Annotated in this window: 16 protein-coding genes and 1 tRNA gene; 11 read left to right on the top strand and 6 right to left on the bottom strand. The window is 63.2% G+C overall.

Annotated features, from left to right (window positions below; genetic code table 11):
* The first annotated feature begins 10 nt into the window (after nt 1-10).
* Nucleotides 11-1,129, top strand: a complete 1,119-nt coding sequence (locus B5T_RS20870; RefSeq protein ID WP_014996512.1) for an acyl-CoA dehydrogenase family protein — start codon at nt 11-13, stop codon at nt 1,127-1,129.
* 7 nt (nt 1,130-1,136) lie between these two features.
* Here B5T_RS20870 and B5T_RS20865 read toward each other — a convergent pair whose 3' ends face one another.
* Entirely contained in the window at nt 1,137-1,724 is a 588-nt protein-coding gene (locus tag B5T_RS20865; protein WP_041717810.1) for a TetR/AcrR family transcriptional regulator, read from the bottom strand.
* A gap of 212 nt (nt 1,725-1,936) precedes the next feature.
* Between B5T_RS20865 and B5T_RS20860 the strand changes: the two genes are divergently transcribed.
* A complete protein-coding gene (locus B5T_RS20860; RefSeq protein WP_014996510.1) occupies nt 1,937-2,779 on the top strand; it encodes a phytanoyl-CoA dioxygenase family protein in 843 nt (280 codons plus the stop codon).
* Between the two features lie 384 nt (nt 2,780-3,163).
* Here B5T_RS20860 and B5T_RS20855 read toward each other — a convergent pair.
* Nucleotides 3,164-3,240 (bottom strand) — tRNA-Arg (locus B5T_RS20855).
* 324 nt (nt 3,241-3,564) lie between these two features.
* Between B5T_RS20855 and B5T_RS20850 the strand changes: the two genes are divergently transcribed.
* From B5T_RS20850 to B5T_RS20835, 4 genes are all read left to right on the top strand, one after another.
* Complete coding sequence (locus B5T_RS20850; protein ID WP_014996509.1) at nt 3,565-4,254, top strand: response regulator transcription factor; 690 nt, start codon at nt 3,565-3,567, stop codon at nt 4,252-4,254.
* Between the two features lie 6 nt (nt 4,255-4,260).
* Nucleotides 4,261-5,328 carry a FecR domain-containing protein gene (locus B5T_RS20845; protein ID WP_014996508.1) on the top strand — a complete coding sequence of 356 codons (1,068 nt, stop codon included), beginning with the start codon at nt 4,261-4,263 and terminating at the stop codon, nt 5,326-5,328.
* A gap of 186 nt (nt 5,329-5,514) precedes the next feature.
* On the top strand, nt 5,515-8,109 hold the full coding sequence (locus tag B5T_RS20840; RefSeq protein WP_014996507.1) for a CHASE2 domain-containing protein: 2,595 nt from the start codon (nt 5,515-5,517) through the stop codon (nt 8,107-8,109).
* A gap of 174 nt (nt 8,110-8,283) precedes the next feature.
* A complete protein-coding gene (locus tag B5T_RS20835; RefSeq protein ID WP_014996506.1) occupies nt 8,284-8,736 on the top strand; it encodes a c-type cytochrome in 453 nt (150 codons plus the stop codon).
* Nucleotides 8,737-8,931: 195 nt separating this feature from the next.
* Here the strand turns inward: B5T_RS20835 and rep are convergent, their stop codons facing one another.
* Nucleotides 8,932-10,953, bottom strand: coding sequence for a DNA helicase Rep (rep, locus tag B5T_RS20830; RefSeq protein WP_014996505.1), 2,022 nt, complete (start codon nt 10,951-10,953; stop codon nt 8,932-8,934).
* Between the two features lie 49 nt (nt 10,954-11,002).
* On the opposite strand from rep, the gene B5T_RS20825 reads away from it, so the two are divergent.
* The 3 genes from B5T_RS20825 (at nt 11,003) to B5T_RS20815 (ending at nt 13,848) form a co-directional block, all read left to right on the top strand.
* Nucleotides 11,003-11,776 carry a pseudouridine synthase gene (locus tag B5T_RS20825; RefSeq protein WP_014996504.1) on the top strand — a complete coding sequence of 258 codons (774 nt, stop codon included), beginning with the start codon at nt 11,003-11,005 and terminating at the stop codon, nt 11,774-11,776.
* 109 nt (nt 11,777-11,885) lie between these two features.
* A complete protein-coding gene (locus B5T_RS20820; RefSeq protein WP_014996503.1) occupies nt 11,886-12,920 on the top strand; it encodes an AraC family transcriptional regulator in 1,035 nt (344 codons plus the stop codon).
* Nucleotides 12,921-13,101: 181 nt separating this feature from the next.
* On the top strand, nt 13,102-13,848 hold the full coding sequence (locus tag B5T_RS20815; RefSeq protein ID WP_014996502.1) for an SDR family NAD(P)-dependent oxidoreductase: 747 nt from the start codon (nt 13,102-13,104) through the stop codon (nt 13,846-13,848).
* A gap of 2 nt (nt 13,849-13,850) precedes the next feature.
* Here the strand turns inward: B5T_RS20815 and B5T_RS20810 are convergent, their stop codons facing one another.
* Nucleotides 13,851-14,651 carry an AraC family transcriptional regulator gene (locus B5T_RS20810; RefSeq protein WP_014996501.1) on the bottom strand — a complete coding sequence of 267 codons (801 nt, stop codon included), beginning with the start codon at nt 14,649-14,651 and terminating at the stop codon, nt 13,851-13,853.
* A gap of 92 nt (nt 14,652-14,743) precedes the next feature.
* Here B5T_RS20810 and B5T_RS20805 point away from each other — a divergent pair, with 92 nt between their 5' ends.
* Entirely contained in the window at nt 14,744-15,652 is a 909-nt protein-coding gene (locus tag B5T_RS20805) for a DMT family transporter (protein ID WP_014996500.1), read from the top strand.
* Here the strand turns inward: B5T_RS20805 and B5T_RS20800 are convergent.
* Together B5T_RS20800 and B5T_RS20795 are read right to left on the bottom strand one after the other, a co-directional pair.
* Nucleotides 15,624-17,111, bottom strand: a complete 1,488-nt coding sequence (locus B5T_RS20800) for a YifB family Mg chelatase-like AAA ATPase (RefSeq protein ID WP_014996499.1) — start codon at nt 17,109-17,111, stop codon at nt 15,624-15,626. The genes B5T_RS20805 and B5T_RS20800 overlap by 29 nt on opposite strands.
* Before the next feature lie 104 nt (nt 17,112-17,215).
* The gene (locus tag B5T_RS20795; protein ID WP_014996498.1) at nt 17,216-18,115 is read right to left on the bottom strand and encodes a LysR family transcriptional regulator; all 900 of its coding nucleotides are present in this window, start codon (nt 18,113-18,115) and stop codon (nt 17,216-17,218) included.
* A 100-nt stretch (nt 18,116-18,215) separates the two neighbouring features.
* On the opposite strand from B5T_RS20795, the gene B5T_RS20790 reads away from it, so the two are divergent.
* Complete coding sequence (locus B5T_RS20790) at nt 18,216-20,126, top strand: alkyl/aryl-sulfatase (RefSeq protein WP_014996497.1); 1,911 nt, start codon at nt 18,216-18,218, stop codon at nt 20,124-20,126.
* The last annotated feature ends 1 nt before the right edge of the window (nt 20,127 follow it).

The raw sequence follows: 20,127 nt of genomic DNA, 5'->3' as shown, positions 1-20,127 counted from the left end.
GGGGCGCACCATGGCTTTTCTTAACGACGAAACCCGCGTCATGCTGGAAGACAGCGTCGACAAATTTCTCAATGCCCATTACGACTTTCACCAGCGCCGCACCTGGGTGGAACAGGAACCGGGATACAACCGGGAACACTGGCAACAGTTCGCCGAGCTGGGTTGGCTTGGCCTGCCCTTCGCCGAGCGTCATGGTGGTCTCGGCGGGGATATCACCGATACGCTCGGCCTGATGCGGCGCTTCGGCGACGCGCTGGTGGTGGAGCCTTATCTGAGCGTGGTGGGGTTGGGTGGTCAGGCCATCGCACTGGTGGATAATCAAGATGTCGCCGACAGCCTGCTGCCCGAGCTGGTCGCCGGCAAGGCCATGCCAGTGCTGGCCTGGGAGGAAAGTATCAGCCGTGGCAATCCTGAGCATCTGGCCACCAGCGCCCGCCGCATCGACGGTGGCTGGCGTCTGGAAGGTGAAAAGGTGGCGGTGATCGGCGGTGATCTGGCATCCCATTTCGTGGTGTCGGCGCAAGCCTTCGAGGACGATGCCGGGCCGACGGTGGAGCTGTTTCTGGTCCACGCCGATGAACTCCAGGTGACCGGCTTCCCCACCATGGATGGTCACCGTGGCGCCCGTCTGACTCTGGCGGCCGTTGACGTTGATGAAGCGCGGCGTTTGACCCGGGACGGGCGTGGCGCCGAGGTGCTGCGCCAGGTGCTGGAGCAGGGGACCATGATGATGGCGGCGGAAGCGGTGGGAGCGATGCAGGCGCTGTTGCGCCGCACCCTGGACTATACCCGGACTCGCCGACAGTTCGGGGTGCCGATCGCCTCTTTCCAGGTGCTGCAGCACCGTATGGTCGATATGTACATCGCCATGAAGAATCTGGAGCATCTTCTGGATGCCGTCGCGGGCCGCTGGGAGCAGGCCCCGTCGCACGCCCGGGACAGTGCGCTACTGAAGGCGCAGCTATGTCAGTCCGGTCGTTATGTGGGGCAGCAGGCGGTGCAACTGCACGGTGGGATCGGCATGACCGACGAGCTGGATGTGGGCCACTATTTCAAGCGGTTGACCGCGCTTGGGTTGCTGTTTGGGGATGAAAACTATCATCTCAAGCGGGCCTGGGCGGCGCTGTAAATCGCGGCTATGAGCCCTCGCCGCGGGTTGCCTGGCGGATCAGATTCCAGATCTGTTCGCTCAGGGCCTGTTCCGTGGGGCGCTGGCCGGGCGGCAAGGCCAGTGCCCGGGCAATCAGCGCCCGCGAGCCCGCCAGAGTAAAGGTGGCGGCGGCGGCGGGATCCAGCTCCGCCGAGACGCTCCCCTGTTTTTGTCCCTGAAGCATGTTGCCGACACCGGCTTCGATTTGCCGTTCGAGCCGCTGTTGCTCGATCGCCATCACCGACGGCTCGCGGCGCAGACGCTGCAGGATAATGGCGGCCAGAGGATGACGATAATGGAACGCCACACTGTACTGGATGCGTAACCGTTCCCGGTCGAGCCAGTCGGAAACCGGCAAGCGGGCCATCATGACCTCGTTGTCGAGGGCTTCGTAGAAGTGTTCGACGACGGCGGCGATCAATCCGGCCTTGGAGCCGAAGTAATGATAGGCCAGCCCCACCGAGACGCCGGCGGTGCGGGCAATGGTGCTCATTTCGAAATCCCCGTCCCCTTTTTGCAAGGCCCGGGTTGCCGCGGCGATCAGCCGATCCGGTGAGGTCTTTTTCTCTGCCACCTGTGCCTTCTCCCAATTTTGCTGCCGGCGGCGGTTACTGGCGCCTGACCAGGGCATTCAATGGGATTCAGGGGTAAAGATCAATCAGGGTTGTAGGGATGAGGTGGTGTTGAATCCAGTTCAATTTCCGGTTGACGGCTGCCTTGGATCGGCATTGAATTGAATTCAAATCAATGCCGAAAGGCCATCACAATGACAAAAGGGAGATGCTCATGCCACGCAAAATCGCCAATCTGAGCGTGCTGGACAGCGATCTGGCCGCTCGCCACAAGGCCTTGCGGCCATCCGTCGAGCGCAGCTCGCCGGAGATCGACCGGGACTTCGACACCCTGATGCGTGAGGGCTACGTCATCATCGAGGGCGTGCTGGACCGGGACACATTAAGCGATATCCGTTCGCGGATAACCCCGTTATTGGACAAGACCGGCAGGAATACCTTCGAAGGGGCCCTTACACAACGGGTCTATGACGTTTTCTCCAAGACCCGGGTTCTGGATCATCTGGCGGATCACCCGCGTATCTTGGGTTTGATGGACAAGCTGTTCCTGCCCAACTACCTCATCAGTCAGGCCCAGATCATCAACATTCTGCCCGGGGAGGCACCGCAGCTTCTGCATGCGGATGACAGTTTCTACAAAGTGCCGCGGCCACGGCCGCCGTTGGGCGCGGCGACGATCTGGGCTATGGACGATTTCACCGAAGAGAACGGGGCCACGGTGGTGATCCCGCGCAGTCACACCTGGGGACAGGACCGCAGGGGGAGGTGGGAAGAAGCGATACCCGCGGTCATGCCGGCTGGCTCGGTGCTGTTTTTCCTGGGGACCACCTGGCACGGCGGTGGAGAGAATCGCTCCGACAAGCCCCGTCTTGCGGTGACCTGCCAGTATTGCGAGGCCTATTTGCGGCAACAGGAGAACTTCCTGCTGGAGCTGTCCAGGGAGGTGGTGCGTGAATTGTCGCCGGAGCTTCGGTCGCTGATCGGCTATTCCATCATGCCGCCGTTCATGGGCATGGTGGATGGCAAGCATCCGCTGCGGTTGCTGGGGGAGGAGTGATGAGCCTCGTTTTCCTGGAGGTATGAACTTGGAGGTCGCTACAAGGTCGCTGTAGGAGCCAGCCCTGCTGGCGAATCTGTTTGGCCTTGTGCTCTTTCGCCAGCAAGGCTAGCTCCTACAGCGGCTTCGTAGTTCGGTCTGTGGGAAGCTGTCTTGGCAGCGAATGGCCCTCGAGCAGACCCGATAAACCGAAGGGATCACGCGTACTGGATAGGCTGGCCCGAGAGGATTGATACGCTCCGTTGGAGCGTCCCCTTCGGGCGCCCGTTGGGCGTCCACTCGACGGTGAGGCTGTCGAGTGTCGAACGGAGGTTCGAATCAAGGCCCTCGAGCAGACCCGATAAAACACAAAAGCCCGCGCAGGGCGGGCTTTTGTGTTTTATATGGCCCGCCCGAGAGGATTCGAACCTCTGACCTCTGCCTCCGGAGGGCAGCGCTCTATCCAGCTGAGCTACGGGCGGAAAACGATTTTCATGGCACTTTCGATGGCACCCTGGGGGCGCGGACGCGCATGATAGCGGTTCAGCGTCGGTGAGTCCACGATTGGGAATGAACGACAAGGCGCGTATAATCATCCGGCTTGTGGACGGGGCCGCGATCCCGTCCCTTCAGGGTTCCGCGTCAGGGGGTGATGCGGACATCGGCTATGCCCGGGGGGAGAGGCGTGAAAAGCACGTTTTTCCTGGGTTTCAGCGAGGCTCGGCGGGTCGGCATTTTACAATCTTTTCCCGCGATACCGGAGTGGATTCGGTAACCTCTTGCGACATTAGGATGGAGAAAAAACGGTGCGTATCGCCTACCTAGAAGACGACCAGGCCCAGGCCGAGCTGGTGACACACTGGCTGCGCGAAGCAGGCCACACGTGTATGCACCTGTCCAGCGGTCGCGAGTTCATGAGCTTGCTGCGACGGGACACCTTCGACCTCCTGGTACTCGATTGGGAAGTGCCTGATATGAGTGGTTACGCCGTTCTCGAGGAAGTGCGTGCCAGTGGCAATCGCACGCCTGTCCTGTTCGCCACTCAACGCGATGACGAGTCTTCCATCGTGGGCGCGCTGACCCAGGGAGCCGACGACTATATGGTTAAGCCAGTTAAACAAGCGGAGCTGCTGGCCCGACTCACTGCCCTGGGGCGGCGAGCGGGTGTTGCCGACATGGACGATCAAGGAACCCTCAACGTTGGACCCTGGACCATTGACCGGGCCCGGCGACAGATCTTTCTCGACGACGAAGCCGTCAAACTCACCGACAAGGACTACGAGCTGGCGTGTTACCTGTTCCAGAACGTGGGTAAATTGATGTCCCGGGCGCACCTGCTGGAAAAGGTGTGGGGCATCATGACGCCGATTGAGTCCCGTACGGTGGACGTCCATATCAGCCGCATCCGCCGCAGCCTGCAAATCCGTCCCGAACGCGGTTATCGCATCAAGACGGTGTACCAGCACGGTTACCGGCTGGAACCAATGGAAGAATAAACGCCTATGTTTTCCCGCTGGTTGGCCGCCGTGGTGCTGTGCGTGATCGCCGCCACGGCGCAAGCCGATGCCACTGCCGATCACTGGCAATACACCGTTCGTCCTGGCGATACTCTGTGGAATCTGTGTGAGCGCTTCGCTCAGGACCCGGTGTTTTGCTGGCGCCAACTGGCGGCGAACAGTGCGGTGGATGACCCCTATCGCATGTCTCCGGGCAAGGTCATTCTGATCCCGCTCGCCTGGCTCAAGGAACAGCCGATGCCCGCCCGTGCCGAACGGGTCAATGGCGAGGTCTGGCTGTTGGTTGGCGATAACGCCCCGGAGCCGGTGGAAAATGGCGCGGAGATCGCCTTCGGTGACACCATCGAGACCGGCGAGGCCGGCAGCGTGGTGGTGCGTTTCGCCGACAATTCCGAGGTGGCGGTGAAACCCGATACGGTGCTCAAGGTGAATCATTACCGGCGTTTCGTCGATGTCGGCAACGAGCCCACGGAGCTGCAACTGGAGCGGGGCGCCATCCGTAACACCGTCACGCCCCGCGATACCGATGCCCGGGTGTTTCGTGTCTACACGCCCGGCGTGATGACCGCGGTTCGCGGTACCGAGTATCACGTTCGCGTCACCGATGACGCCGCCACCCTCAGCGAGGTGGTGAAAGGCGAAGTGGAAGTCGCGGCCGCCCGCGGCACCACGCCGGTACCCGCCGGTTACGGCACGGTGGCGCGGGATGGCCAGGCGCCGGCCAAACCGGTCAAGTTGCTGCCGGCCCCGGATGTGACGTTGAAGGCCGGCGCTCGCGGCCTGCGCGCGGAATGGTCGCCGGTGGAAGGCGCCGAAGCCTATTCAGTGGAATTGTTCGATGCCGATGGCGTTCTGCGACAGAGTGAGCAGATCAGCGAGTCGCGATGGCGCGCCAAACCCCAGGCCGGCGAGTATCAGCTACTGGTAAGGGCGATTGATGCGCGGGGACTGCGTGGACAGGAACGTTTGCTGGATGCCACGGTATCCAAAGGCGCCTGGCCCTGGGATGCCCTTCTGTTCATCGGCGGTGCCGGCTTGCTGCTCGCGCTTTGACCCTCCATGCCTCGGTGGCCACCGTCCATGGCGGCCACCTTCGTTCGTCATGCGCTGCTTCTTTTTGCCACCTTCGTGGCGTAAAAAACATTGGAAATGAAAGGCATAGATCGGGATAGTGAGAACTCCGGTTTGATGCCATAACAAAGGCGCCCGGCGGTATCCAAGGGAAGAGGTTCGGGGTTCATGAGTAGAGGGTTCGATAGCCACCAGCGCCGTTATCTGGTTGAGCACATGTCCGTGCTGTTGGTGGTGGCGAGCCTGTGCACCCTGCTGTCCATCAGCGGCGGTTTGTCTTTCCTCAATCGTTACGTCTACGACACCCTGCTGCCGCGGCTGCCGATGGAGCCCTCCGGCGACATTCTTGTTGTCGGCATCGATGAGTACAGCCTGCGGGAAGTGGGGCGCTGGCCCTGGGATCGCAGTATCCATGCCCGTCTGATTGACCAGCTCTCCAAACAGGGTGCCCGTGGGGTGCTGATGGATCTGATCCTGTCGGAACCGGATCGGTCTCGTCCGGCGGCGGACCAGGCGCTGGTTAGGGCGTTGTCCGAAAATGGCAATGTCTATCTGCCGGTGCACGTGGAGCAGCTGCGCGCCGGCGGGCAACTGATCGAGGTGCTGCCGGCGGGGCCCTTCGCCCGCGCCGCCCGGGGGCTCGGCCATGTGGATCTGGAACTGGATGGCGACGGGGTGGCCCGTTCGGTCTATTTGCGCTCCGGGATCGGGCAACCCTGGTGGCCGCACATTACCCAGGCGATGCTGGAAGGCGAAGGGCTGATCCCCGAGGACCGCTTCCCCGCCGGCGAAAACGACGATTTCGTCGGCCTGGCCAACGTTCGCAAATACCCCCGTTTCATTCCGTTCGCTGGCGGCGCGGGAACCTATCCGCACGTCTCCGCGGTGGATGTGCTGGAGGGCCGGGTTCCGGACCAATTGATCAAGGACCAGTTCGTGTTCATCGGCGCAACGGCCGCGGGTCTGGGCGATATGCTGCCGACACCCATGGCCGGGCAGGGGGACCTGATGGCGGGGGTCGAAATCAACGCCAATATCTTCGATGGTCTGCGCCATGAGCGCATGATTTCAGGCATGAGTCGGCCCTGGGCCATAGCCCTTGGTGTGGTGCTGGCCTTGCTGGCACCGCTGCTGCTGCCGTTCTTCCTGCCGCGCTGGAGTATTCCGCTGATTCTGGGCTCTCTGCTGTTCACGCTGGGAATCTGTTACGCGCTTTTGGCGGTCTGGCAGATCTGGTTCCCGCCGGCGGCGGCGGCCATCGCCGCGGTGGTGGCTTACCCGCTGTGGACCTGGCGGCGCCTGGAATACTCCATGGCGTATATGCGCAACGCTCTGGAGCGCCTGGCGGAATACAGTGATCTGAACCGCCGCCTCACCGAGCCGGCGCCGCTGTCGCGGATGCTGCGCATGCTGGATCAGGTGCTGCCGGTGCGGTCCTGGCGGTTGCAGGCTCAGGCCGGTGCTCCGGTGTCCGGCGGCGAGCAACTGGAAGCCACCGCCTGGCGGGGGCAGCTGTCCCGTCGTTATCCGTTCCGTCATGACGGCAAGCGTTATGAACTGACCGTGGTCTGGCGCCAGGCCGTGGATGCGGACACCTATGATTACTGGATTCGCGCCATGCTGGCGCGTACCGAAACCCATCAGGCTGGTATCGGGCCCCGCTACGAGGTGCTGGAGAAGCATATTGAGCGATTGCGCCGGGAGGAGCACCGCCAGCAGGCGTTGACCCGCTTCTTCCAGGTCGGTCTGGCGCAGATGAGTGAAGGGGTTCTGATCACCGACGCCTGTGGTGGTGCGGTGTTCATGAATCCGCAGGCGTCCTATCTGCTCAGTATCGAGGGCGTGGCCCAGGACACCCTGGGGTTGGCGGATATTGGCCGTGAACTGGAGTTCAGCGGCGATCGCGGTTGGCGCACGCTGCTTCAGGAAGCGTTGGCGGACGGCCGGGTGCAGAAAGAATGCCGCAACCGCCGTGGCATGGATCTTTATCTGGACATGATTCTGGTACACGCCGGCGACCAGCCGGGGCGCATGCTGATCATCAGCCTCAAGGACATTTCCGACGTCAAGCAGGCCATGCGCACCCGTACCGAGATGCTGGATTTCCTGTCCCATGATCTGCGTTCGCCGATGGTGTCGGTGTTGGCGCTGGTGGGCAAGATGCGGCATGGCCCGGATGGCGAGCGGTTGTCGGACTTCCTGGATAACGTGGAGCACTACGCCGAACGTAACCTGAACATCGCCGAGCAGTTCCTGCAACTGGCCAGGGTCGAGGGGGTGGATTCGGTGGAAATGATGGAACTGGACATGCTCGATGTGGTGGAATCCGCCATCGATCAGGTGCAGATCCAGGCGCAGACCCGGGATATCACCCTGCGGTTCGCCTACGACGAGACCGAGGAGGTCTGGGTAAAGGGCAATAACGAGTTACTGGAACGGCTGATAGTGAATCTGCTCACCAACGCGGTCAAATACAGCTACGAAGGCAATTCGGTGGATGTGCGCCTGTTTACCCAGGGTGGGCAGGTGACCTGTGAGGTGCGGGATCGCGGCGTGGGCATTCCGGAGGCGTTCCAGGATAAGCTGTTCGACCGTTTCAGCCGTGCCAGCACCAGCGGCGGGGCCCGTACTCGCGGGGCCGGCCTGGGGCTGCGCTTCGTCAAGGTAGTGACGGAACGTCATGGTGGCGATATCAAGGTGGTCAGCGCGCCTGGAGAAGGTAGCCGTTTTACCCTGTTGTTGCCGCGAGTCCAGTTATCCTGAGCTACTCCCAAGGTACTGATTTTATCCCCGCGATTTCTGAGGGTATAATCGCGCCCGCAATAACAAACAGAGCCGGCACGTCTCTGAATGAGTCCCGGTCCCGAGGGGGAGCCGGGCGTTATTCAAAGCTGTGTTTCGGGACATACCAATAACCGAGGTGGAACCGTGAAAAAAATGCTGACTGCTGGCCTGATTGTACTGGCCACCCTGTTCGCCGGCGCCGTAATGGCCGCCAGCACCAAGGACATTTCCCCGTATCCTCTGGGCGAGCGCTCGGTTCTGGGTGACCGCGCCACCGCCGAGCGGATCAAACCGGTGGGGTCCGTGTGCGTGGAAGGCGAAGAGTGCGGCAGCGCGGTGGCCGCCGCGGAAGGGGGCGGTGAACCGCGTTCCGGCCAGGCCGTGTACGATACCGGCTGTGCCGCCTGCCATGCCACCGGTGCCGCCGGCGCACCCAAGTTCGGTGATGCCGGTCAGTGGGCCAGCCATATCGAAAAGGGCATGGACACCCTGGTCAAGCACGCTTTCGAAGGCTTCAACGCCATGCCGCCCAAGGGCATGTGCATGGATTGTTCCGAAGAAGAAATCCGCAACGCGGTGGAATACATCGTCGAGAACAGCCAGTAGTTTCGGCGGATACGGAGTCCGCTTACGCCATTCGCTGCCAAGGCAGCTCCCACAGCGGCTCCGTAGCAGAGCCTGTGGGAAGCTGGCTTGCCAGCGAATGGGCCTTGGCGGCAAAGGATTCGCTTGCAGCGGTCCGCCGCCCGGGCAAAGCTCCTGCGGTTTCATAGCCCGGTCCGTGGGCTTTCCAGAACCCGCTTACTCCAGCAACGCCTTGAGATTGGCCAGGCTGGCTTCGGCCACCTCGCTGTCCCGTTCCTCGTTGCGGGGGGCGCCTTCACCGATATATTCCAGATCATCCTGCGGCAGTTCGTCGATGAAACGGCTCGGTGTGGTATCCACCTTCTCACCGTATTGTTTGCGGGTGCGTGCCTGGGTCAGGGTGAGCGTTTCCCGTGCCCGGGTGATGCCCACGTACATCAGGCGGCGCTCCTCGACGATATTGTCCTCCTCGATGCTGGTACGGTGAGGCAGTAGCTCTTCCTCCACGCCCATCATGTAGACGTGGGGAAATTCCAGCCCTTTTGAGGCGTGCAGGGTCATCAGCTGGACCCGGTCGGAGTCGTCTTCCTCGTCCTGCTGCTCCAGCATGTCCATCAGCACCAGTTTGCCGATCACTGCTTCCAGGTCGCTGGAGCCGTCGTCTTCTTCTTCCTGCTTTTCCAGCATGCGCTGAATGTTGCGCACCAATTGCCAGACGTTTTCGATGCGCTTTTCGCCGATGCGCGGGCTGGAGGCGTTTTGCATCACCCAGCCTTCGTAGTCCATTTCGGTGATCAGTTCCTTCACCGCCTGCAGGCTGTTGTGGCGGAAGCAGTGTTCACGTTTGCCATCCAGCCACTGCTTGAACTCCCGCAGTTTCTCCGCCGCCTTCGGCGGCATGGCCTCGCTCAGGCCGAGGTCGCCGCAGACATGATACAGGCCCTGATCGCGCCGGCCCGCCCAGGCCGCCAGCTTTTCCAGGGTGGCGGGGCCCACTTCCCGGCGCGGCGTATTGATGATGCGCAAAAAGGCGTTGTCGTCGTCCGGATTCACCAGCAAACGCAAATAGCACATCAGGTCCTTGATCTCGCTGCGCGAGAAGAAACTGGTGCCGCCGGAGACCTTGTAGGGAATCGACAGCGATTGCAGCTTCATTTCCAGGATGCGGGACTGGAAGTTGCCGCGGTAGAGAATGGCGAAGTCCTTCCAGTGCAGCCCCCGTTGCAGACGGCGGTGAAACAGGTCGCCGGCGATCCAGTCGGTTTCCCCGTCCTCGTCGCGCAGTGCCGCCACCCGCACCGGTTCGCCATAACCGTAGTCCGACCACAGGCGCTTCTCGAACACATGGGGATTGTTGGCGATCACCGTGTTGGCGGCCTTGAGGATGCGGCCGGTGGAGCGGTAATTCTGTTCCAGTTTCACCACTTTCAGGGCCGGCCAGTCCTGCTGCAGCTGATCCAGGTTTTCCGGGCGGGCGCCGCGCCAGGCGTAGATCGACTGGTCGTCATCGCCAACCACGGTGAAGCGGCCTTCCGGCAGGGTCAGCATGCGCACCAGTTCGTACTGGGCGCCGTTGGTGTCCTGGTATTCGTCCACCAGCAGGTATTGCAGCCGATGGCGCCACTTCTCCAGGATTCGTGGTTGTTCGCGGAACAACAGCACCGGCATCATGATCAGGTCATCGAAGTCCACCGCGTTGCAGGCGCGCAGCATGCGGTTGTAGCCGCTGTAGGCCATGGCCGCGCGCACTTCTTCCTCGGTCTGGGCCTGGCTCACCGCTTCCTCGGGGGATACCAGCTCGTTTTTCCAGTCCGAAAGGCACTTATGTACCGCCTCCACCGCGTTCAGGTCCCGCTCGGATTCCCCTTGAAGCAGGATTTCCTTGAGGATTTCACGGCTATCGATCTGGTCGAGAATGGAGAAGCCGGAACGCAGGCCGCAGGCCTTGAGTTCGCTCTTGAGAATGCGCAGACCCAGGTTGTGGAAAGTGGAGACGATCAGGCCCCGGCTCTGGCCGCCGTGGACCAGGCTTTGCACCCGCTCCTTCATTTCCCGTGCCGCCTTGTTGGTGAAGGTCACCGCGGCGATGCGCCGGGCCGGCACGCCCCGCTCCTGGATCAGCCAGGCGATCTTGCGGGTGATCACACTGGTCTTGCCAGACCCCGCCCCGGCCAGCACCAGCAGTGGGCCGTCGGCGTAATGGACCGCTTCCCGTTGGCGAGGGTTCAACGAGGTCATGATGGCTCCAGGGGTAAACGAAGGCGCGTATCATAGCAGCCACGGCGGTATGAAACAGTGTCCGCCGACGCCTGATGACGAAGGCGCTATACTGCCCGCCATGCGTCTCGACTACTTCGTTGCCCACGCCACCGGGCTCACCCGCAAACAAGTCAAAATCCTGATCCGCTCCGGCGCTATCCAGGTGTTCGACGGTGCCGGCGGCGAGGTGCCCGCCAAGCCGGAGCGGCGTCTGGAAACGGACATGCGGGTGGTCTGGGAGGGGCGGCCGCTGAGACTGGAAGGGCACCGTTATTTGATGCTGCACAAGCCGGTGGGCGTGGTCTGTTCCACCGACGATCCGGGGCACCGCACCGTTCTGGATCTGCTGCCCGGTGACCAGCGCGCCGGGTTGCATGCCGCCGGCCGGCTGGATCTGGACACCACCGGGCTGGTGTTGCTCACCAGTGATGGCCACTGGTCCCACCGCATCACCTCGCCGCAACATCATTGCGCCAAGCGTTATCGGGTCACCACCGCCGAGCCGGTGACCCGGACCCAGGTTGATGCCCTGTCGGCGGGCGTGGTGTTACGCGATGACCCCCGCCCCACCCGCGAGGCGCAAGTGGAAGTGGTGGACGCCCTGTGTCTGCGCCTGACCATCAGTGAAGGGCGTTATCATCAGGTCAAACGGATGCTGGCGGCGGTGGGTAACAGGGTGGTGGCATTGCACCGGGAGGCGGTGGGGGACGTGGTATTGGACCCGGCGCTGGCGCCGGGAGAATGGCGCCCGCTCACCGACGCGGAACAGAGATCGGGGGCGGGTTTGGGTTTCCCGCGGTAACGGCGCATAGTGCAGGGGGAGTCCGGGTTACGGTTGCCGTCGAGGGGGTGGCCTGGGCTGCGACTTGTCATTTTCGGACACGGTTGAACACAGGTGTATGCTTGAGGTTATGAACAGGACGCCACACAACGACCCTGCACTGGCCAGTGATCGTTCGCCGATCCCGGTCAACTATGTACGCAATCTGGTGGAGCTGGCCCGTGAAGCCGGGCTCGACCCGTCCCGTTTATTGGCGGATGCCGGCTTGTCGGAGCCCCAGGTGTACAGTGCCGAGCCGGCGTTGAGATTCGATCAGTTCCGCCGCGTCATGGCCAGCGCCCGGGAGCTGTCCGGCGATCCCGCCATCGCTCTTAGCCTGGGGCAGCAACTTACCGTTACCGCTCATGGCTTGCTGGGCTACGCCGCCATCAGCAGCCGTGATCTGGGGGATGCGCTGCAGTTGCTGGAGCGCTATTTCCGCACCCGTACCCGCCTGTGTCTGCCGCGCCTCGATGTGGACGAGCCGTGGGTGCGTTTCGCCCTGATGGAAAGCTACGACCTGGGTGAGATCCGCCGCCCTTATCTGGAGGTGGTCACCGCCGCGCTGGTGGCCGGGTTGCGTTATTTGCTTGGCGACCGTTTTCAGGGCGCGGTTCTGACCCTGCCGTATGCTTCGCCGGACTACGCCGGGCGGTATCAGGAATTGCTGGGCATGACCGTCCGCTTCGGCGCCGATACCGCCGTGCTCAGTTTCCCGGCGACCCTGTTGAGGGAAGCTCTGCCGATGGCGGACGCGTCCTCCCGGCAGATGGCCGCCCAGCGCTGCGAGGAGGAACTGCAACGGTTGGAAGCGGATCAGGACTGGGCTTCCCGGGTGCGCGCCCGTCTGATGCAGGCGGAAGGCGCCTTGCCGAGCCTCGAGCAACTGGCCACCGGTTTCCACCTGACCTCACGCACCCTGCGTCGCTATCTCGCCGCGCTGGGCGTCAGCTACCGCTATCTGCTGGAAGAAGTGCGCATGGCCCGCGCGGTACGTTATCTCCAGGCCAATCTCACCGTGCAGCAAGTAGCACAGAAGCTGGGCTACGCCGAACCCAGCAACTTCACCCGGGCTTTCCGCCGCTGGACCGGCCGTCCGCCCAGCGACTATCTGGGCAATCTGTAACGCATCCGCCATCGCCTCATCACCGGTCAAGATGTAACAGGCCGCGACAGACTTCACTCCAGACGCTGGAAAGCGGCACAATCAATGCCCTCTTTCGTCGGGCCCTTACTCCATCCTCCGCGATCGGGTTCCCGCGGTCCGTTTTTGCTTGGTTTTTTATAGACAGGTTTGGGAGACAGCCATGTTCGATATCACTAACAAACGCGTTCTTATCACCGGCGCTTCCAGTGGTTTTGGCGCCCGTTTCGCCGAAGTGCTGGCCGAGCACGGTGCCGATCTGGTGCTGGCGGCGCGCCGGGTGGACAAACTCGAAGCCACCGCGGAAAAAGTCCGCGCCCTGGGGCGTGACGCCCGGGTGGTGGAAATGGACGTGTCCGATCACGCCAACGTGGAGCGGGCTTTCGAGAGCATGCCGGCCCTGGATGTGGTGGTGAACAACGCCGGGATCACCCGGGAAGGCGCCACCGACACCCTGTCCGAGGAAGATTGGAACGCGGTGGTGGACACCAACCTCAACGGTGTCTGGGCGGTGAGCAAGTTCGCCATTCAGCAATGGCGCCGGGACGAGCGCCCCGGCAATATCATCAATATCGCTTCCATCCTCGGCTTGCGGGTGGGCGCCTTGCTGTCACCGTACACCGTGTCCAAGGCCGGCGTGGTGCAACTGACCAAGTCCATTGCTCTGGATTACGCCCGCTACAACATTCGCTGCAACGCCATCTGCCCGGGCTACATTGAAACCGACATCAACCGGGAGTTTTTCCAGGGGCCCCATGGCGGCAAGCTGATCAAGCGCATCCCCTACCATCGCCTGGGCCAGATCGACGAGTTGGCCGGCCCGTTGCTGCTGCTGGCCTCCGACGCGTCCTCCTATATGAGCGGCGCGGCGATTCCGGTGGACGGCGGCCATCTCTGCAACACGCTTTGAGATCAGGCACCGCTCGCGATCCCGGCTTGCCGCCGGTATTGCTCCGGGGTGGTGCCGGCCAGACGCCGGAACATGGCGATGAACGCGGAGGGGTTGCTGTAGCCCAGATCATAGGCGATGGCATGGACGCTGTGTTCCTCCTCCAGGGCCTCCAGCGCCAGCAGGTAACGCAACCGCTGGCGCCATTCCCCCAGCGGCATGCCCAATTCCCGGTGGCACAGGCGGGCCAGGGTGCGTTCGGTCATGTTGGCCTGCCGCGCCCATTGCACCTGAGTGCGATTGTCCGCGGGGTTTTCCCGCAGGGCTTCCAGGACACCGCTGAGCACCGGGTGATCGGTGTAGGGCAGGAAGTAAGGGACGCCTTGGGTACTGCGGCTTAGCTGGTCCAGCATCACCTGGGCCAGTCTGCGGTCAGCCTCCTGTTCCGGTTCATGCACGCCGCGCCGGGCGAAATCCACCAGAATGGCTTTGAGAATGTCGCTGATCGCCACGGTGCAGGCCTGGCGTGGCAGGGATTCGCACAAGGCGGTGTCGATGTACACGGAACGATAAGTCACCGCGCTGGGGTTGTAACAGCCATGGGTAGCGCCGGGCGGAATCCACACGGCGTATTGGGGTGGCGACAGAAACCGCTTTCCTTCCACCCACAAACGCATGATGCCCTGGGTGGTGTAGTTGAGCTGGCCCCAATCATGGCGGTGTTCCAGCGATTCGCTGCCGGCCGGAAACTCGTCGTAACGGAAGTACACCGGCGACGGCAGCGTGGTGAAATCCGGCAGTGGCAGATAATAGGGCGCTGTCATGTCCGAAATCCCCTGTGGGTTGTCTGAATGGGAGTATAAGGCTTGTTTCAGACAGCGCCATAATGGCGCCTCGAGAAATGGAGGCCCGTGGTATGGCGTATTTGCTCCCGTTGGCGGCGGTACTGATCTGGTCCGGCAACAACGTGGTCAACAAGTTGGCGGTGGGCGTGCTGTTCCCGGCGGAAATCGGCTTTTACCGCTGGGTACTGGCGGGGGCGTTGCTGACGCCGCTGATGGCGCCGCGACTGTGGCGTTTCCGTCACCAGGTGAAGCCGCTGATTCCCCGTATCATCGTGCTCGGTTTGCTGGGCATGGCGGTGTACCAGACCCTGGCCTACTACGCCGCCACCATGACCAGCGCCACCAACATGGGCATTATCCTGTCGCTGATGCCGTTGATGGCATTGGCTTTATCCTCGACCTTGCTGGGCATGCCTCTGACCCTGGGGGCATTGGTGGGCGCGGTGATCTCCCTGTGCGGCGTGGTGTTGGTGGTCTCATCCGGCGACCTCGCCGCTCTGGTCGCCCGGGGCATTAATCAGGGCGACGCTCTGATGGTGCTGGCGACCTTCGCCTACGCGGTCTATGGCGTGTTGCTGAAACGCTGGCAGCCGCCCTTGCCGGCCATGCTGCTGTTGTATCTGCAGGTGCTGGTGGCGCTGGTGGCCCTGTTTCCGCTGCTGTTGCTGTCACCCCAACAGGGCGCCAGTGTCGAGGCGGTGCCGCTGGTGATCTATGCCGGAGTGCTGGCCTCCATGGTGGCGCCCTTGTTGTGGATGCAGGGGATTGCCCGGCTCGATCCCAGCCGCATGAGCCTGTTCTTCAACCTGATGCCCCTGCTCACCGCGGTGATCGCTTCAGTGTTGTTGCGCGAACAACTGACCTGGGCGCATCTGATCGGCGGCGGGCTGACACTGGCCGGCGTGATCCTGGCGGAAACCTGGCGGCGGCCGTTGCGCCGCGCCGCCGGCGTCAGCCTTCCTGGTTCCGCCGATAGCTGAGCGCCTCACTCAGATGGGCGCGGTCCACCCGGTCCGTGCCCGCCAGATCGGCGATGGTGCGGGCCACCCGCAGGCTACGGTGCAGCGCGCGGGCGGACAGGCCAAGCCGCTCCATGGTCTCGATCAACCAGGCGCGGTGCGGCGCCAGTATCGCTTCCAGCGTATCGGTGGGCAGATCCCGGTTGAGCCGGTTCTGGCGTTGCTGTTGCCGCTGGCGGGCGGCGATCACGCGCTGGCGTACCCGTTCACTGCTTTCCCCGGGCTGGCCTGCCAGCAGCTCCGCCGCCGGCAGTGGGGGCAGATCCAGATGCAGATCAATACGATCCAGCAGCGGCCCGGACAGGCGTGCCTGATAGCGGCGGGCTTTTTCACAGCGGTAGCCGCAGCCGCGCTCGGGGTCGCCAAGATAGCCACAGGGGCAGGGGTTCATCGCCGCCACTAGCTGGAAGCGGGCGGGGAACGTCAATTGCTGGGCGGTGCGGGCGATGTGCACCTCGCCGGTCTCCAGCGGTTCACGCAGTACCTCCAGCACGCGCCGTTCGAATTCCGGCAACTCATCAAGGAACAGCACGCCATGATGGGCCAGGGAAATTTCTCCCGGCCGTGGGCGGCCGCCGCCGCCCACCAGGGCGGTGGCGGAGGTGGTGTGATGGGGGCTGCGGTAGGGGCGTTGCAGAAAGTGCGCCGCCGGCCGGCTGGCGCGCAGCGAGTAGACGGCCGCCACTTCCAGGGCCTGAGCCTGGTCCAGTGGTGGCAGCAGGCCCGGCAGTCGTGACGCCAGCAGGCTTTTGCCGGCCCCCGGAGGGCCGCACAGCAGCAGGGAGTGGCCGCCGGCGGCGGCGATTTCCAGCACGCGCTTGCCACTGATCTGACCCCGCACATCGGCCAGGCAGGGATGGTGCGGGGCCGCTTGCCGGTCGATGTCCGGGGCGGGGTGGCAGGGCAAGGGCGTGGCGCCGCGCAGATGGGCGCAGAGATCATTGAGGCAGGTCACCGCCAGGGTGTGGGCGCCGGCCAGGGCCGCCTCGTCGGCATTCTCCGCCGGCACCACCAGGGTATGGCCAGCGTCGGCGCAGGCCAGCGCGGCGGGCAACAGCGCCGGCACCGGATTGAGACGGCCGGACAGCGCCAGCTCGCCAATGAATTCGTGGCCGTCGATGTCCACCCGCCCCAACTGGCCGCTGGCCAACAGGATGCCCAGGGCGATGGGCAAATCGAAACGGCCGCCGTCCTTGGGCAGGTCCGCCGGTGCCAGATTGACGGTGATGCGCCGTTGCGGAAACTCGAAGCCGCTGGTGACCAGCGCCGAGCGGACCCGGTCGCGGCTCTCGCGTACCGCGGTGTCCGGCAGGCCGACGATGGTGAAACCGGGCAATCCCGGTGCCAGATGGGTTTCCACCGTTACCGGAACGGCATCGATACCCTGACTGGCGCGGCTGAGCAGGCTGGTAATGTTCATGCGGTTCAGGGTAGGGCAATGGGGCCGGGATGGCTGTCAGCCAGGGCGGTGACGGTGGGTGCGATATTGTCGTCGGCGCGCGTAGGAAAAAGACCCGGAGCGGGTCAGTGCTGGTCCGCCCAGGCCTGGATCAGTGACAGCGCCTTGTGCGCCGCCGGCGACAGGGTGCGGTTGGCCAGGCGCGCCACCGCCAGTTCCACTTCCTGATGACTGTCCTGAATGTTCAGTCTTACCAGCCGCCCCGCTGCCACCTGAGCGCGGCAGACCGAGGGTGTGGCGCTGAGCACGGCATCGGTACGGGTCACCACCTCGCGCAGGGTCACCAGGTCGTTGCATTCGAGGCTGAGTGCCAGTGCTTCTCCGGGGGACTGGCCCAGCCGCCGTTTCAGACGGTTGCGGGCGGTTTCCGGCAACGGCACGGACACCAGCGGATAGTCGCCGAGATCGCGTGTGGCTACCGCTCTCCCATCCGCCAGGGGATGCCCCCGGCGTACATACCAGCCGGCGGCCTCCTTCGACAGGGGCTGGCTTTCCAGGGCGGAGTCGTGGGGCACGGTGCGCCGTTCCACCACGGCGAAATCCAGTTCCTCCATTTCCACTTTACGCAGCAGGGTGGCCCAGTCGTTCACTTCCACTTTGATCTGCAGGTGCGGGAATTCGCTCATCAGGGTGCCGAGCACGTCCGGCAGCAGGATGGCGGAAGGGTAGGAGCCGGCGCCGAAGCGGACCTCGCCCATCTCGTGATTGCGGATCAGGTCGGCGTCCCGGCGCAGCCCGCGGGCTTCGAACAGCACCCGCCGGGCACGGTTGATCAACTGCTGGCCGGCGGCGGTGGGGACCACGCCTTGGGAGGTGCGGTCGAACAGGCGGATGCCCAGCTCGTGTTCCAGGTTCTGGATGCCACGGGTCAGGGCAGGTTGGCTCAGGTGAGTGCGTTCCGCGGCTTTGACGAAGGAGCGTTCCTCGGCCAGGGCCACCAGTTGTTCCAGCCGGCGCAGATTCATGAATGCGATAAATGCATTGATTTAATAAATGTTATGCATTTGTAACATTGCGGACGCCGGCGTACAACAGGGCGCACCCTGCCCAGCCCGGAGAATCCCCATGTGTGATCAATCCAAGCCCGCCCAGCCCGCTACTATTGCCTGCAATCATGGTTGGCGGGATCGCCTGCCGTTCGAGAACAGAACCGATTTCGAGAATGCCCGGCGCGGTTTTATCGCCACTTTCGATGGCGACGAGGTGCGTCGCGAGGATGGCCGGGTGGTGTGGGATTTCCGCGCCTATGATTTCCAGGAAAGCGAGGAAGCGCCGGATACGGTAAACCCCAGCCTGTGGCGGCTGGCGCGTCTGAATAACCACACCGGCCTGTTCCAGGTGTGCGAGCGCATCTATCAGGTGCGTGGTTTCGATCTTTCCAACATGAACATCATCGAAGGTGATAGCGGCCTGATCATCATGGATCCGCTGGTCAGCGCCGAGGTCGCCAAGGCGGGGCTGGAACTGTATTACCAGCACCGTCCGCATCGTCCGGTGGTGGCGGTGATTTACACCCACAGCCATGTGGATCACTTCGGTGGCGTGAAAGGGGTGATCAGCGAAGAGGAGGTGCACTCCGGCAAGGTACGGGTATACGCCCCGGAAGGGTTCATGGAAGAGACCGTCAGCGAAAACGTCTACGCCGGCCCGGCCATGCGCCGCCGTGCACAATACATGTATGGCGGGTTGCTGCCGAAGGGGCCGCGCGGTCAGGTGGACGCGGGTCTGGGCAAGGGCACATCCCGGGGTACCGTGACCCTGATCGCGCCCACCGATGAAATCAGCGAGGCGTTTGAAACCCACACCATCGACGGTGTGGAAATCGAATTCCAACTGACCCCGGGCACCGAAGCCCCGGCCGAAATGAACCTGTATTTTCCGCAATGGCGGGCACTGTGCGTGGCCGAGAACGCCTGCCAGTGCATGCACAACATCCTCACTATCCGTGGCGCGCTGGTCCGTGATCCGCGCATCTGGTCCTACTATCTCGGCCAGACCCTGGCCCGCTATGGGGATCGCAGTGATGTGCTGTTTGCCCAGCACCATTGGCCCACCTGGGGCGCGGACAATATCCGTGAGTACCTGGCTGATCAGCGTGATATGTACGCTTTCCTCAACGACGAAACCCTGCGCCTGCTCAACCACGGCCTGACGCCGATGGACATCGCCGAGCACATCAAAAGTCTGCCGCAACCGTTGGCGCAACGCTGGCATGCCCGCGATTATTACGGCTCGGTAAGCCACAACGTGCGCGCCGTTTACCAACGCTACATGGGTTTCTACGACGCCAATCCGGCCCACCTGAATCCGCTGCCGCCGGTGGCAAGCGCCCGCCGTACCATCGAGTGGATGGGCGGTGCCGAAGCGGTACTGGAAAAAGCCAGAGCGGAATTCGAACGCGGTGAATATCGCTGGGTGGCGGAGATCGTCAACCAGGTGGTGTTCGCTGATCCGGACAACGCCGCCGCCAGGGAATTGCAGGCGGATACCCTGGAACAACTGGGGTATCAGTGCGAGAACACTACCTGGCGCAACGCCTACCTCACCGGTGCCCAGGAACTGCGCAAGGGCGTCAAGCGGGTGCCGGGCGGGCAAGCACCGGATCTGGTGCGGGCGCTGACCCCGGCGTTTTTCTTTTCCTTGCTGGCGATCCGGCTGGACAGCGAAAAGGCCGCGTCACAACCGATGACCCTGAACTGGCACTTCCCGGATCTGGATCAGGACTTCGCCCTGACCGTGCGCAATGGCGTGCTCACCTATCTGGAAGGGCACCGCCATGATAACGCCGACGCCAGCGTCACCATGGGCAAGGCCGACCTGGATCAAGTCGGTCTGGGTAAACTGACGTTGCCGCAGTGCATGCAGGACGGTCGGCTGGCGGTGGCCGGGGACCAGGCCAAGGTGGCGGCTCTGTTCAGCATGCTCGATCAGTTCCAGTCTTCCTTCAATATCGTTACCCCGGCGACGCTGGGGTAAC

The organism is Alloalcanivorax dieselolei B5 (genome assembly GCF_000300005.1).
GTDB classification, from domain to species: domain Bacteria; phylum Pseudomonadota; class Gammaproteobacteria; order Pseudomonadales; family Alcanivoracaceae; genus Alloalcanivorax; species Alloalcanivorax dieselolei.
The sequence above is the reverse complement of the archived record's forward strand: the minus strand, read 5'-3'. Positions and strand labels throughout refer to the sequence as shown.

Excerpts from the sequence above, each read along its gene's own strand:
- B5T_RS20870 (WP_014996512.1), top strand. The coding sequence starts at position 11 with ATGGCTTTTCTTAACGACGAAACCCGCGTCATGCTGGAAGACAGCGTC.
- B5T_RS20860 (WP_014996510.1), top strand. The coding sequence starts at position 1,937 with ATGCCACGCAAAATCGCCAATCTGAGCGTGCTGGACAGCGATCTGGCC.
- B5T_RS20845 (WP_014996508.1), top strand. The coding sequence starts at position 4,261 with ATGTTTTCCCGCTGGTTGGCCGCCGTGGTGCTGTGCGTGATCGCCGCC.
- B5T_RS20840 (WP_014996507.1), top strand. The coding sequence starts at position 5,515 with ATGAGTAGAGGGTTCGATAGCCACCAGCGCCGTTATCTGGTTGAGCAC.
- B5T_RS20835 (WP_014996506.1), top strand. The coding sequence starts at position 8,284 with ATGCTGACTGCTGGCCTGATTGTACTGGCCACCCTGTTCGCCGGCGCC.
- rep (WP_014996505.1), bottom strand. The coding sequence starts at position 10,953 with ATGACCTCGTTGAACCCTCGCCAACGGGAAGCGGTCCATTACGCCGAC.
- B5T_RS20825 (WP_014996504.1), top strand. The coding sequence starts at position 11,003 with ATGAAACAGTGTCCGCCGACGCCTGATGACGAAGGCGCTATACTGCCC.
- B5T_RS20820 (WP_014996503.1), top strand. The coding sequence starts at position 11,886 with ATGAACAGGACGCCACACAACGACCCTGCACTGGCCAGTGATCGTTCG.
- B5T_RS20815 (WP_014996502.1), top strand. The coding sequence starts at position 13,102 with ATGTTCGATATCACTAACAAACGCGTTCTTATCACCGGCGCTTCCAGT.
- B5T_RS20810 (WP_014996501.1), bottom strand. The coding sequence starts at position 14,651 with ATGACAGCGCCCTATTATCTGCCACTGCCGGATTTCACCACGCTGCCG.
- B5T_RS20805 (WP_014996500.1), top strand. The coding sequence starts at position 14,744 with ATGGCGTATTTGCTCCCGTTGGCGGCGGTACTGATCTGGTCCGGCAAC.
- B5T_RS20800 (WP_014996499.1), bottom strand. The coding sequence starts at position 17,111 with ATGAACATTACCAGCCTGCTCAGCCGCGCCAGTCAGGGTATCGATGCC.
- B5T_RS20795 (WP_014996498.1), bottom strand. The coding sequence starts at position 18,115 with ATGAATCTGCGCCGGCTGGAACAACTGGTGGCCCTGGCCGAGGAACGC.
- B5T_RS20790 (WP_014996497.1), top strand. The coding sequence starts at position 18,216 with ATGTGTGATCAATCCAAGCCCGCCCAGCCCGCTACTATTGCCTGCAAT.